The 15,886-nt window shown below is 30.1% G+C and carries 8 protein-coding genes; 5 read left to right on the forward strand and 3 right to left on the reverse strand.

All coding sequences use genetic code 11. From position 1 onward, the window contains the following. Positions 1 to 59 precede the first annotated feature (59 nt). The 5 genes from JHL18_RS25110 to JHL18_RS25130 all read left to right on the forward strand — a co-directional run bounded on the left by JHL18_RS25110 (position 60) and on the right by JHL18_RS25130 (position 13,314). Positions 60 to 8,090: a S8 family serine peptidase gene (locus tag JHL18_RS25110; protein ID WP_200274435.1), complete on the forward strand. Its 8,031-nt coding sequence runs from the start codon at positions 60 to 62 to the stop codon at positions 8,088 to 8,090. Between the two features lie 178 nt (positions 8,091 to 8,268). Then, complete coding sequence (locus tag JHL18_RS25115; RefSeq protein WP_200274437.1) at positions 8,269 to 9,624, forward strand: VgrG-related protein; 1,356 nt, start codon at positions 8,269 to 8,271, stop codon at positions 9,622 to 9,624. Between the two features lie 27 nt (positions 9,625 to 9,651). Continuing rightward, complete coding sequence (locus JHL18_RS25120) at positions 9,652 to 10,143, forward strand: TcaA NTF2-like domain-containing protein (protein WP_200274439.1); 492 nt, start codon at positions 9,652 to 9,654, stop codon at positions 10,141 to 10,143. Between the two features lie 130 nt (positions 10,144 to 10,273). Continuing rightward, positions 10,274 to 12,229: an O-antigen ligase family protein gene (locus tag JHL18_RS25125; protein WP_200274441.1), complete on the forward strand. Its 1,956-nt coding sequence runs from the start codon at positions 10,274 to 10,276 to the stop codon at positions 12,227 to 12,229. Between the two features lie 50 nt (positions 12,230 to 12,279). Then, positions 12,280 to 13,314 (forward strand): cohesin domain-containing protein, encoded by a 1,035-nt coding sequence (locus tag JHL18_RS25130; RefSeq protein WP_200274443.1) that lies wholly within the window; start codon positions 12,280 to 12,282, stop codon positions 13,312 to 13,314. Positions 13,315 to 13,500: 186 nt separating this feature from the next. On the opposite strand, the gene JHL18_RS25135 is transcribed toward JHL18_RS25130, so the two are convergent. From JHL18_RS25135 to JHL18_RS25145, 3 genes are all read right to left on the reverse strand, one after another. Beyond that, entirely contained in the window at positions 13,501 to 13,938 is a 438-nt protein-coding gene (locus JHL18_RS25135) for a hypothetical protein (RefSeq protein WP_200274445.1), read from the reverse strand. Positions 13,939 to 14,059: 121 nt separating this feature from the next. Next, on the reverse strand, positions 14,060 to 14,821 hold the full coding sequence (locus JHL18_RS25140; protein ID WP_200274447.1) for a YdcF family protein: 762 nt from the start codon (positions 14,819 to 14,821) through the stop codon (positions 14,060 to 14,062). 145 nt (positions 14,822 to 14,966) lie between these two features. Beyond that, a complete protein-coding gene (locus tag JHL18_RS25145; RefSeq protein WP_200274449.1) occupies positions 14,967 to 15,476 on the reverse strand; it encodes a hypothetical protein in 510 nt (169 codons plus the stop codon). Positions 15,477 to 15,886 lie beyond the last annotated feature (410 nt).

Raw genomic sequence — 15,886 nt, forward strand, 5'->3', positions numbered from 1 at the left:
AGCTTGATTAGAGCAATGTTCATGTAATTTAACAAAGGAAGTTATAAAGGAGGGGGATCATGAAGAACTTTAAAAGGCATATGTCTACAGTGATATTATACTTTTTTTGCATGGTAACAGTTTTAGGAAACATTAATGTTTCTGTATCTGCAGCAGAAAAAAGTACAAGAGTTCCCTTAGAGACGGTTAATGGTCAATTAGTTATAAAACTAAGGGATACAAAGAACAAAGATTATGAAAATATAATTAAAAAGTATAATGGAAAAGTAATAAAATACTTTAGTAATTATATTTTGACATCCTTTGAAAAAGAGGATGTAACTAATGTTAAAACGGAGCTTGCTACAGATAAAAATGTAGAATACTCTGAAGAAAACGCATTAGGAAAAAAAAGTACAACAACTACTGATCCATTAGCGAAAACTCAGGATTACTTGTTCTATTCAAGAGCGATGGATGCTTGGGATTTAGTCACAGATCAGATGAAGCAAACTACTGTAAAAATAGCAGTAGTAGATAGCGGTGTAAAAAGCGATCATCCGGACTTAAAGGGTAGCGTAGATCCTGGAATGAATTATGTAGGGGGAAGTACTGATACTACTGATGATAATGGCCATGGTACACAAGTTGCTGGAGTAATAGCAGCAAAACATAATAACCTTGGAATTAATGGTATTGCAGGACTTATGGATACTAGAATAATTCCTGTAAAGGTACTTGATGCAAATGGCGTTGGTACTACTGCAAACATTGCTCAAGGAATAATGTATGCAGCAAACTCGGGAGCACAGATAATAAATGTTAGTATAAATGGAAAAGGTTATAGCAAGCTTATTGACGATGCAGTACAATATGCAATTGGAAAAGGAGCTATAGTAGTAGCATCTTCAGGAGATGACGGAAGCTATTCAGAGAACTACTGGCCTTGCAATGCAAATGGAACTATTGTAGCTGCTAGCTCAAACAGGTCGAATACAGGCAAAAATATTGATGTATTTGCTTTAGGTGAAGGAAATACTACTGACATTGGAAGTACAGGATATAAGACTGTATACGGATCTTCTATATCAGCAGCTATTACTACTGGTGCAGTTGCTCTTATCAAAGCTAAAAATCCTACATATACTTTAGATCAAGTTAGGAATTTATTAAGAAAAAGTAATGTTAGCATTGGAGATAATGCTAACTTAAGTTTAAAGAGTGCTTTAGAAAGTCAAAGTGATTTTATTACAATAACAAATCCTGTTATAAGTCAAAATACCACAGGAGATGTTGCTGGAAAGATAACTGCTTTAAATCCTTCTCAACTTAAGCAGTTAAGTTTATTTATAAACGATAATGCAACTGCTTATAAAGTTATTCAAGGTAATGGAAGTAAAACCTATGACACTAGTATACCTTTTACAGAACTTGTTGACGGGGTAAATAAGCTCAAGGCAGTTGCTACAGATAGTACTGGTAAAACTTATGTTGATGAAAGATATTTTAAATCCTTTGGAGATGACAGCACTATTAATATAACTGTTAAAGATTTAAACGGTAATTTGGCAAAAAATATGCTTGTGCTTTTATATGAAGGCAATGGTGCAAACAATCCAAAGGAAGTAAGTACAAATTCTAATGGACAAGCAATTTTCTATAATGCTAATAAATATAGCCAATACACTGCTGTTGTAAGAAATGGCGATGCGGACTCCTCAAGTAAGTTGATTTTTGTAAAACAAGGTGTAACTATAGGAAAATCAATTATAGATTTGGCTAAAGAAAGTAAAGAAATTACTATTAATGCTTATAAGGCAGACAACACAACTATGCTATCGGCTGCAAATTTGAGTCTTGATGATTTAGGAGACATAGATATTGCATTAAACAAAGGGGCTTCAACTAAAATTATAGTGAATAAAAGTGTTGGTCTAAATATGAAGGTTTTAAGTGAAGAAGAAGGATATTACTATAAAAAGGCAGTTGGTAGTTTTGAAAGCTTAAGTACTGTGAATTTCTTAAAGGATAGTAATACTGCAAAGCTGGAAGTAAATAATATTTATGATCAGCAGATTACAGATGAGAGCATAATAATAAGTAGCAAAGATGGAGTTTATAATGGATATCCATTAGCAACTTTTAATATTAAGGGTAAGGCGTTGTATTTGCCTAAAGGTAGCTACTCATATACTTATTCTTTTAGTAGTAACACTTCAGGGAGTACATCTGATTATCAACCAGAAGATATAAATCTATCTGGCGATTCAACTATTACCTATGGAGAACCAAAAGTTAATGTGGAACAGGGTATAGGTAATTTTAACCTATGTATGAATCTAACAGATGTAAATCATTCTTTTGTATTACAGGATGTAGATAATTCAAAGATTATAATTAATTTAAAGGATCCTAATGGTAAAAGTTTGGTAAATGGTGTTGACTTTACCTATACTAATGCACCTTATTATAAAGGAGAGGGTTTTTCGATTAAGTTGAATAGCCCTATTAGTGGCAATTATCAAGCTAGTATTACTGTAAATTACATGGGAAAGACTTTTACTTCAAACGTCATTTCTTTATCATTTACAGGTGTTCAGCAGTCAACAAATACTACTATTAAGTATACATTGCCTACAGAACTTCAAAGTCTTGTAGCAAGTCAAGGGTATTACACTTTAGATGTTCGTTATTATGTTTATAATGCTAGCACTGGTGCAATGGTTTATAATCAAGGTGAATTAGAGGATACTAGCAGTATTAATTATGGAGAGATTAGTATTCCTACTACTTACTGCAATAATTCTTATAGAATAATTATAAGTGCGTCTGCAGAATATGATAAAGGTGTAATATATGACAGAAGTCTTGGAACTGCTTTAAATGGTGTTATAAAAATTGACCCTGCAACGTATACAAAGAAGATAAGCTTTAATGGTAATAGCATAGATCAATATATAAAGAATTCAAATGTTAGAATAACAAAAATAATGTCTAACAATAAAAACATTAATATTCAGATGAAAGTATCAAATTCATCTAATCTTGGTGTATGGGTGGATGATGGAAAGTATTCTTCAATATTTAGTACTAGTAAGAGTTTAATAAGAAGTGAATTCAATGTTTCAGAATCGAATAGCATAGCTAATATCGATACTACTAATTTGAGTAATATTAAATTTACAGTTCCTCAAAATAGTTATGCAAAAGGTATATATATATATCCTAAAATAGTAAATGGTGAATTAACAGAAAGATTTGAGGTTGATTATAGCGGTAATTACCAGATTACTGCAGGAACGATAATAAATAGTTTTGAATTAAGTATTGCTGATATAACAAGCTTAAGGAATAAGTCATATTATTTCAGTGGACAGCTACAATGTAATGCTTTAGCACAAAACAATATAGATATCTCAAAATGTAATGTACAATATGCAAATACACCACTATCCGTAAATAAAAACGATAGTCTAAACTTTAATTCTAAGGTAACTGCAGGAGCATTTACTTTATCAAGTTTCTATAGTTCACATAGTTGGAAGGGTATGAACGACAGCTTTAATTATTATACTGATGATGGTATTGGACTAAATATATATAATTCCGAAAATAAATTTCTAATGTGGAATTCATTTTATATGAGTGGGTATGATGTTAGTAATGGATTTAATGCTAATGCATATTTATCTAATTTATATGGAGGGGATTTCAAGATTAAATTAGATTTAGAAGGCTTGAATTTAATTGATAATGGTTTTTCAATTAAGGTAGTCGGAGATGATATAAAAATAAAGGTTATGGATCCATTTGACATAACTAAACCGTTATCAAATGGAACTGTTTCTTTAGATGGATATGGAAATGGAAATGACTACAAGACTTCAAAGGATGGTTATGTTTATATTCCTAAAAGCAATTTACAGAACAATAGTAATGTAATTGTGAAAGCTGAAGGTGATAAAGGAATAGCGGTGTTTAGAAGTTCAGTGAATATATCAGGTTCAGAGGCAACTATATCAACACCAACAACGCTACTAAAGAATATTATTGTGAAGCCTTTGGATAGTGATAATGGAATAAATTTAGCTAGCGCTGAACTAAGAGTTAATACAAAGGGATATAACAATTACAAGCTTGGTTTATTAAACGCTTTTGGACAAGCTAATTTGTACACTAATTTTGATATTTCTAAAGTATTTGTACAAAATGGCACATCATTTTTAAATACCACTTATTCTGGACAAGGTGATGTAGTTATAGATAATAAAAATATTGGGAAGTTAAATGTTTCGCTTCTATCTAATAAGTATTTGAATATAACTGTTGATAATTCAAGTAATTTTTCAATCCAAGCATCAGGTAGTTATAACCTGAGCGCTGGTAGCTATGGCTATAACTATAACAATTCAAATATTAATTATTCAGGAAGTCTTAATATAAGCGCTGGAGAAACAAAGGAGCTTAAGTTTGGAAGTACATTAAGTCTTTCTGCTGATTATTATAGCAATGATGGAACTACGTCAAGCAATGTAATTAAGCCAGGACAAAATATTGGGATAAATGTAAGATTTAAAGATGAATTTGGAAACTTTGTGTATCCAAGCCAACAGACTAGTTTTACTTACGTGGTAGCAATAAATGGTATTGAAGCAAGAAGAGGTTCGGTAACTGGTTCCGGATATGTTTTAATTAATCCAAATATCATAGCAGATAGTTTTGATGTTAGTTTTGAAACTACTTACAATAACCAAAGGTATGCATCAAATACATTAAACTATAAGATAAACCTTGATAACTATCAAAAGATAGCTGTTAGAGATCCAGAAGGAAATCCTATAAATGAAGGTAAATTTGGCAATAGTAATTATCAGTTAAATGGCACAATAATAAATAATGGTAATGCATATATAGATAAGAATTTACTGCAATCTGGAGCTTACAATGTATCTCTTTCAGGAATAAGTTCAAGCGGACATTCTGTAATTTATAGAGATTTGACACTTAATTCTAATACTGTTGAAATAAAAGATAGTTCAGCCAATAAGGTGCCAGTTACAGCAAATGTTCCACTGAATTCTGGTAATATAACCTTGAATTTATTGACTCAAACAGGGGCGAATACTTACAGTGAATATTATAGTGTGGAGCAGTTTAATAAGCTATATAAAAACAATTATTTATGGATAACAAGTGCTGATTATGTAATAAATGTAAATGCAAGTGTGTACAATAATTCAATCAATGAAAACTATAGTCTGGCAGATACAATCAGTGGCACCAAAGCTGTGAACTTAGATTATACAAAAACTACTAAGATAAACCTATCTAACCCTAATAATTATAGTGGAAGCTACAATTTTAAGGTTGGTAATATATACATGAATTCTCAGTTAAGTAGTAACAATTCTGTAAATAAAATATCTTCTAATATTTTTGATGGATATACCGTTAGTTTATATAATGGAAGTTCTTCATCAATGGCATATAGGAAGGAGTTAAGTACTCCAATAAGCGGAGATAGCTACACGATTTATGTAGGTGGTGACTATTTAGTTAAAGCAGACAATACAGACTTCAGTACAATAACTCCAAGTAAAAGTCCTAAAGCAAAAGTATATTTGCTCGACCAATATGATAATTATGTATTAATTAATAATACCAACAACTTAAGTGTAGGGATAGAAATAAGTAATAATGGTCAGGTAATTGAAAATATAAATCAGAATATATATGTATATAATCAGCCTTACGAAATTACTTTTACTCCAAGTGTAAGTACAAGTTTTAACGCAGTGTTCAAGCTGAATATTTTAGGTAAGACTTACTCGTCAAATGCTATAGCATACACAATTGATGCAAGTAATTATAAAACTATAAATGTCAATGACCCAAATGGAAAGCCTTTAAAAACAGGTGAGGCTAAACAGTATGGTAATACCTATAATATCAGTCAAGGTATAATGTATGTACCAAAAGATACTATTCTAAATGGTACGATTTCTATATCTGGAACTACTGATAATGGAGATTATGTTGTATGTCCTCAAGTAACTGTAAGTGGCACAGTTACAAATATAGATTTACAAGGTAAAAAGGTAAATGTAATTACTACCTTTGATAATATTAGTGATATAGTCAATGGACGACTAAATATTACCTGGAACAATTCTTATTTTGGAGGAGCCATAAATATTAATTACAATACAGATAAGGGTTTAGTTTCTAACCTTAATGTATGGCTTCAAGATAATGTAGAGTGTTATTTTGATAATTATTTCTATGATAAATCAAATAACCAGTATGCGTTAGGAGGAAGATTTAAAAATATTTCTTCATCTATTCAGTTATCTACTAATAACATGACTGAGATTAAATTAGGTGGAATAGATAATAAGAATGCTAATATAATGATATCCCAAATTAATAATGGAGGAGGAACTGGTTTTTCAGTAAAGTACAGTAAAATTTTTGTCTCTTCTAATACTTATTATGTAAATGGGGTAAGTTTATATGACAACACAAGTACAACTAATTATAATTTAAAGAATACGGATTGTGTTAATGGAACTAGCTACACAATATTCATAGGAAAGAACTATACTGGTAATTTTTCTACTGATAAACTTCTGAAGACTGGTGAAAATATGATCATTAATGGTGGAATAGTAGATGAATATGGAAACAATGTATCCTCTTATTCTGGTGGGAATAAGGAAGTTCAATTCGTAAATGTAGCTGGTACTGTTGTAAAAACCATAAAGTCACAGAATGGCTCAGTTTTAACTGTACCTACAGATATTATAGAAGGAAAATATTCATTAGTAATAAGTAATTACATTGGCGATAAAAAAATAGCATCAGGTACTGTTGATAATGTTTATATTACTAATAAGTCTGTTTTGGCTTTGGGTTACTATGGTAATAAACCGTTGTATAAACTATATGACGGGACAACACTTATATATTCTGGTGGAAGTCAAGTAAACTCAGTAAAAATACCTAGTAGTGTTCTTACAGATGGAAAATACTATGATTTAGATATCCTAACACAAAACTATGATGGAATAGGTCATTATAAAAGAAGGTATTTATTTAGTAATGGCCAGATGCAAAATGATTCAGTAGTTAATTCTGTTAGTATTCCATTGGATAGCAGTGTGAAGAAGGTTTCATTAACTACATCTAAAGGTGATACCATAGATTATAATACTCAAGATAACTACTACAACAATACTAGTGCAATTAATCTGTCTCTAGCAGATGGAGAAACTTATAATATTAGTGCATATTGTGAAGATTCTAATGGTGGGTATTGGGCTAGTAAGACAGTAAAGGTAGACACTACATTAAAGGAAATTAAGTTTGATAGATTAGCAGCTAAAAAACTTAGCCTTGCAAGCAAGTTCGTTAGTAATGTAGAGGTAGTTGGTTTAAAAGCTAAGGATCTTTTTTCAGGAAAAGTATATGATATAAATAGAGGCCTAAACACTAAGAGCAGTATTTACTTACCGGTAGGAAAGTATGAGGTTAATTTCAAACTTAATCTTAATGGAACTACAACCTTAAATGATTATAAAAAGACTGTGGATTTAACTTCAACCGACTATACACTTAATATAGGAGATAAGGTAACTTACGATGTGGTACTAGATAAAAATGTTTATAGTCCATATGATAAAGTTACAGCTAGATTATCTAATGTTAATGATGGAGAAATAGCACTTACTGGTATAGAAAATGCGGTTATAGATAGTTCTTCAATAACAATGAACTTAGTTCATGGAACTAAAGTATTAAAGAGCTTTAACAGCACAATTCCTAGTAGTTTAAAAGGTGATTGCAACTTTGTAGTAAAAGGAAGTACTGTTGGATTAGGTGATATAACCTCTAAAGCTCTTAGTATCAATGTAAATAATCCGAGCGCAATTAAAGAAGGAGATATAAACTTAGATGGAATTGTTGATATCTTCGATATAGTTTATGTTGCAAGGGATTTTGGAAAGATGCAAGGACAAGGCGATTACGACCCAAGAGTAAATTTAGATGCATCTGATACTACGATTGATGTAAAAGATTTAGCAAGGGCAGCTGTAAATTACGAAAAATAACTTAAAAAAGCAATACACATTGAAAGTCATGGATGACCATGGCTTTCTTTTTTTGTAAAAAGGTGCAATAAAATTTTAATTTTATTAACTTTATATATATTAATTTAATGCTATAATATTTTAAGAGCATAAATTTAATAATATATTATTTAAGATAAATGAGAGGGTGAAAGCCTATATGAAATTGATAAAGTTAGCAAAAAAATCTCTGATTTTAGCAGCAATTATATTGGTTATTAAAGCAAATAATGCTTATGCATTAAGTATTGTAGGTGATTTTAATAAGGATAACTCTGTAGATATGAAAGATATAGCTGAGATTGGCTCTTACTATGACAGTAATAATACTACATATGACTTAAATAAAGATGGTATAGTAGATATATTTGATATAGTTAAGACGTCAAAAAATATGAGTGATGCAAACTATATTGTATATAATGGTGAGGGTATAGTTTCTGCTGAATATAACTCAGGTGAATTATTATCTGCCTGCAAAATGGCTGCTAATAACAATGGGATACTTGTAAAAAATGGACAAGTTATTTGGACAAATACAACATACTCTGCTTTTGATGGTGAGAACTATATATTAAAGTCAGATAAGTATTTTAATGCTGGAATTGCTGCAGCTTCACTAAACAGTGGTATTGTTATTGCAAAGGACGGCAACACAGTGTTAAATAAAGAAAATAATTATAAGATTAAGTTAGCTTATGCTCAAGACGATTTGAATCTTAGAAATTCTGCGAGTGAAACCGCACCTTGGAGTTCTGAGATACCGAAGGGATCACTTGTAGAATTAATTAAAAGAACTAATGGTGTATACCAAGTAAACTATAACGATGGAAAGCTAATAAAGAGAGGTTATGTTACAAGGTATGTTGACATTTTTACAGATGACTTTAACGATGATTTGTTAGGGTATGTTTCTGAAAAGTATGAATCTAATGGTAAGCCTGGAACCTACAATACTACTCCAGGAGATCCTGGCGGAACTTCTTATGGTCCTTGGCAGCTTGCGGTAAAGGTGGGATCTGTAGATAGTTTTCTAATGTGGCTTAAAGGTGAAAAGGTTGATTTTTATAATACTCTAATTTCAGCAAAGCAAGCAGATAATGGTACTTATGGTACTAATTTTAATAATGCCTGGTCAAAGTTAGGAACTGATCACTATGATGAGTTCTTTGATGTTCAAAAGAAATACATAAAAATTACTTATTTTGATCAGTTAGTGAAGGCACTAAAAAATAGTGGTACAGACTATTCTAGCAGACTAAATGATTACAGTGTAAGAAATATGTTGTGGTCAACAGCTGTACAGCATGGAGTGGGCGGTGCTAAAAATATAATCCAGATCTATAAAGATGTGACTAATGACGTAGATTTTATCAACGCCATATATGATGAAAGATCTAAAGTTGATATATACTTTAAGAGTTCATCAGATGCTGTTAAGCAGGGAGTAAAAAACAGGTTTGTATCAGAAAAGCAATTTATACAAAGAATATTAAGTGCTGAGAAGAATTACTAGTGTTGCTTTAACAAAGGAAGTGTAAAATTGAAAAAGATTATTATTGGTGTTATAGCAGTGATTATTGTTTTGGCTTCAATATTAGGTATTAAACAGATGAAGGCTTCAAAAGTAAGAGAAGCGGAAGTTAAAATAGAGCAGAGTAATAAAGAAGCTGGGGTAAGACCTAAACAGGCAGAGCTTGATGACTTGATAAGAAATTATAGAAACATTTATGTGAATCTTGTAAATGATAAGGAATTAGACTTTTCGTTTTTAGATAATGTCATGGATAAAAACTCTGCTTATTATAAATCTGTTATAGAAGATATTACAAACAAACGCAAGGCTAATATAAAACTTCAAATTAATAATATTGATGTTGGACCTTTGATTGAAGATAGTAGTATTTATAAGATACAGGTAAATGAAAGTATATTGATTTCAAATGGTAAGGATGAAGATTATAAGAGTTCAGGGTTTTATATTGTAAAAATAAATGATAGTAACATTAAAATATCGGATTATGCTGAAAAATAGATATCAAGAAGTACTTATATTTGCATCCTTGTAAATATATGTACTTTTTTGTTTTTTTAATTTCTTGTTGATGTTATAATTGGTAGTGGTTTGAAAATATAATTTATGAGTTTTAGGAGACTAACTAGGAATGAAAAGCAAAAATCAACTAGAGAAGAAAAACAGCTTTAAAGATTATTATTTGTGTTTAATGTTTTCTATAGTAGCTATTATGCCATATTCGGTTTTGACAAATGAAGTGATTTTAAGTTTGTCATTTGTTATATTAGGTGGAACCTGCATTTATTATATTATAAGAAATCAGTCAAGCTTCAAAATAAGTAATTTGGAGTTTTTTATTGTATCCATAATTGCTATATCTGTATTTTGTAGTATATTAAAATCTTCAGATAAAGTGCTATCTTCAATAAATTCGATTTATGTTTTTATCTGTATAATTACTTATTTTTACATAAGTCGCAATGTAAGCATAGAAAAATATATAATAAAAGCTATGATTATAACAGGTGGTATATACTCAGCTCTATCAATAATCGTAAATTTAACAAACCCTTATAATAGATTAGAGGGACTATTTAATTATGCTAATAGCAGCGCGGTTTTCCTTGCAGTATGCTCTATATTGTACTTTTACAACTGTAACTGGCTTTTACAAGAAAACTATGGAAAGTTATTTAAAGTGGTTAATCTGATAATAATAAGTGCATTATTTGCTACTGAATCAAGAGGTGGTATATTAGTTTACCTATTAGCACTATTTATAGGGAAAAAGAGAGAGGTTAATCATAAATTAAATCTAAATATACTAGGGTTACTATTAGCGTTACTTATAGTAAAAAAACTTATGTTGGTTTATTTTTTGCTTTTGCCAATAATTGTATATTTAATGGGATTTATTGATTTTAGTAATATAAAGCTGATAAAAAACAAAGTTAAAAATCTTCAAGTGATAAAAAATATTTTAGTCCTACTTGGTTTCGTTTATATAGTTTATTATTTCTTTAGAAGAATTTTGGAGATAAGTATTACAAACTCACAATTACAGGAAAGAATGGTTTTTATTTTTGATGGGCTAGAAATACTTAAAAAAAATATTTTTGGTATAGGAGCAGGCCAGTACAATAAGCTTCAGTTTATATATCAAAGTGCAAATTACGATACTAAATATGTACATAATGGTTTTATACAAATTGGGTTAGATTACGGAATTCTAGCGTTATCAGTTTTTGTTATTACTTTGTTATATACAATTTATATACAAATAAAGAAAAGGAAGTCTAATCAATGGTTGATAATCATGACGATGATAGTAATACATTCAATGTTTGATTTTAGCTTAAGTTTTATGCTTATTGGAATAATACTTATTATGTCAATAGCCTTTTTGCAAGATAAAAAGGGTATTGAGTTAAGAGATAATAGGTTTAATAACAAGATGCTTAAAAGTTCATATATTGCAGTGTTCTTAATAGCAAGTATCTTCATAATAATTTCGTTACCATATGAAATGGTATATAATTATGCTAATTATAAAGAGATGCATGGTACGAGAAGTTCATATAATTCTTTAAGATTTATGGACAAGTACCCGATAAAGGATAATAGATATTATATTAAGCTAGGAAATATAGAATCTGATAGATATAATGAAATAGGACAGAAAGAGCTTCTTACAGATAGTATTGAAAGTTTAAATAAATACATATCCTTGGAAAAGGAAGATGCGAGGGCATTGGAAGTATTATCAGCGGCATATTTTAAATCAGGAGATATAGACAAAGGTGAAGAAACTCTAAAAAAGTTAATTGATTTGAGACCGTTCTATCCTGATTCATATTCAAAATTAGCAGATTTATATTATTACAATATTAAAGAGGCTGTTAATAAAAGAGATGTAGGTTCTATTGAGAAAAGTTTAGCTAAATTTGATTACATAAAAAACAAATTAATTAGTGTATTAAAAGTCAAAAGTTATGGGTCAAAGTACATGAATAATCAGCTGAATGACACTATAGATAGCAATCATGAACAGGTTTTTAAAGATATTGAAGATATAAGAAAATATTATACAAATATAAATAAATAGATAAAGCAGCTTATTGTGAAGCTGCACATCTATATAACTGAGGTGTTAAAATGAAAACTAAAGTTGTTTTATTAGCAGTAATACTAATGATGATGTTAAAGACTACAGTATATGCAGCAACTACTCAAGTTGATGTAAAGATAAATGGAAAAGTTAATAATGGAGGTAGTGTAGACATAATATTTAATGTCAAAGATGTTTCTAAGTTATACGCGGGGTCTTTAGAATTTACCTATGATCCTTCGGTTATGAAAGTGGAAAGTATAAACGGTGGAGAACTTATAAAGACTAATAATCCTAAAATAATGGAGTTTGGTGGAGATACAGCTAAGAATGGAAATATTGCTGATTATTACTTTACCTGTGTTGGAAAGGTTGATGGCTTTACTGGCAGTGGAAACTTCGTAGTGATAAAAGCGAGTGTGTTAAATCAAGATAAGTTTAATATATATAAGAAAAGCCTTAAGATTCAATTAGTTGAACGAAATGTTAATAATGAAATGAAGGATATTAACTTTACAATTAGTGGTGATATAAAAGATGAAACACCACCAAATAATAGTGGATCAACAGAACCGTCTAATTCTTCTGGTAAGGATCCAAACAATGGAAGCGGAACTGGAACTGATAAATCAGGTGAAGTTGGTAAAGGACAAAATAATAGCAGTAGCGCAGGTAATACCTCGAACAGTAATGGAAACAATAATGCAAATAGTACTGGCGAAAATTCAGGATCTAAGGCTAGTACATCTACTGAATCGAAAGAAAATAAAGGTTTTATATCCACTGTAATTGATAATATAAAAAGTATATTTTCTGGTTCAAGTGATAAAGCTGATGATAAGAAACAAATAGATAATTCTAGTGCAGATAATAATAAGCCAAATAACTCTAGTACAAATAGCTCAAATGATAAGAGTTCTGTAGAAAATAAAGTAAGTACCTCTGGGGATGCTACAAAACCTGTAGATCATGACAGTAAGAAGGTTAATAACAATGGAATGATTGCTGGTGTAGTTATAGTAATTGTTTTACTAGTGGCATCTGGTGTATTTGTTATCAAAAAGAAAAATAATAAAAAATAAAGTATTAAGCTGGTAAATCAATAAACCACACCTGCATCAAGTTAATTTGTGTGGTTCGTTTAGAAATACTAGCTTTTACTTTTTTATCATGAAATATTTAATATCAGATGAGTACGTAAATAGTAATATAGCTTTAAGAACAATGCTATTCATAATATTAATAAAAATATAAAGCAAAAATGTAAGTTAATTTACTTGGTAATTCAGATGTATTTTGTTTTGAAAGTCTTTTCCTTGCAATATCACAAAGGTCTTAGGTACATATATGAAAACTAACTTATCATCTCCATTAGTTTCTTTGGTTTCAACAACGGACCATTTTTCTACACTCCCATGTTCTGATACATCTGTTTTTACTCCCTTATCAGCATAAGGGATGTATCTTTTGGCATCTTTATGAACCCAAAAGAAAACACGAAAATGAGGAAGGTAATCTCCTCCTATTATATAATCATAAGAAGGTTCACCTCTTTTGGCTGAAGTGGAATCATTGATTGTTTCTTTATTTACTGAAATATAGCTTGTGGCTTTGGATGTCTTTGATGAGATAGCAGTTATTAGGTATAAGCAAGTAATTAGTGTTAGAGCAATTACTGAGATTTTTATGCATCTATTAGGCCTCATTTATCCAGAACCTCCAATTTTAATACTTTATACAAAGTATTAACTTAAGGGGCTCTTTGTATACGAAGCTTTGTATGGTTTAGAATATCAAGGATTGATATAAGAGATAATAAATAAGTTTTTAAATTATCGATTTAATCCAAAGTTGTAACATGCCCAGATATTCATGTAAAGCTATCACAGTAGTATCAAAACTACTAGAGTTAGGAACAAAGGATTCAAAACCTATAGTTAATTTAGCATTAGTAAAATAGTCAGCAGGATAAGGTATAGCATTTTTAATATTAGCATTAGTGAAGTTAATAATCGAACGTTCCATATGGAAAGCTGAAGTTACTAATATAGGTTTAGAAAAATGATGCTCTTCCATAAGCTTTGATGTATATAGTGCATTTTCAGTAGTAGTACGGCTTTTATCTTCTTGTATTATATCTTTTTCATCTAGTCCTAAGTCTATAAGTTGCCTTTTAGCAATTTCAGCTTCTGTGCCACTTTCGCCATAAACAGAACCTCCAGATATGATTATCGGCAGCTTAGTCTTGTTGTGTAAACGTGCAGTAGTTAATAATCGGTTAGCTGAACTTCCTGAAAGGCTTCCGATTCCACTAATGTCTGGAGAACTAAGTGAAGCACCTCCTCCAAGCATGACAATTACATCTCCCTCTAGCTTTGAAGGAGGATTAAACTTATATTCTAATGAATGAATTATAAAGTTTGCAGTCAAAGGAATTGAAGTTATATAAATAAGAACTACTACTATCAATGCTAATTTCGGTAGTCGCTTCTCACGTTTATATTGTAGTACTCCTAAAGCTATCAATAAGATAATAAAGCATCCAGGTGGTAATATAAGATTGGTTATGAATTTAAAAACATATATCATTATGGTTCCCCTTTGAAATTTGATAAGATTATTTTATTCTACGTAAAAGCTAAAAATCCCTTTTAATTTTGTATATAGCTTTTTCCTATGTCTCTTAACTTTAGTATAACCATTTCTGTTGGTGGTTTGTTTCTCTAGGAAATAATCAAGCATTGTTTAATTTATTCAGTATATGCTCGTAGTAATGCCTTATAGCCGCATCTACTAAAGTATTCATATATACATTTATATCATCATCTAAAGCTTTTATATGGTTAAGCATCTTTACTGTAGATTTCCTCAAAGTATAGGTTCTTTTAATAGTAAAAAGTTCTCCATCTACAGGAGGGGTTACTCCGTTAGTGAATTGTTTTGTGGTTCTAATATCTGTTAAGCTTTCTTTAAAGTTATTAGTAGAAGCAGTGCTGTCTTTATTCTTGTGAAGCTCATTTATTTGAGGCTTGACAATAGGGTCAGATAGATTATTATCAGTATTAGCGCTATTAGCATTTTCAGAAGTATTATCAAAAAAATTAAAGCTTGATACTAAAACTTCATTAGGTCTTATAGGTTGATTATCATCAAAATCAATAAAGCCATTCTCCTCTATTTCCTCTTCATATCCATGATCATCAGGATCTATAACAAAATCTTTACCTTTTTTTCTTCTCGCCATATTTAAATACCTCCTACAAATATTAATTTTAATAAGGTGCTTTAAAAACGAACCTATAGATGCACTCAAAACATATTCATAAGAGATATATGCATTCGTTATTATGATTACATTCTTAAATTGTAAACTTTTTAAAAACTTAGCTTATTTAATGGAAAAGAAGGAAAAAACATAGCTTTTTAAAAACAAAAGAAGTTAACTTGTAAAATTGATTTAAAGTAAAATTTTAAACTTTTAAACAATCAAACTGGATTAGAAGTAAAAAAGTTAAGAATTTATTGAAAACATGAGGGTTTGAAGGGGGTAGAATGGATACATTGGTGAGAATAATGTTTATTACAGCGCCTATTTGACATATAATAAAGATACAGAGAATTTAAGTGAATAAGTGAAAGAGTTAATAATGCTTT

This window comes from Clostridium yunnanense, assembly GCF_016595795.1.
GTDB lineage: Bacteria > Bacillota > Clostridia > Clostridiales > Clostridiaceae > Clostridium_AR > Clostridium_AR yunnanense.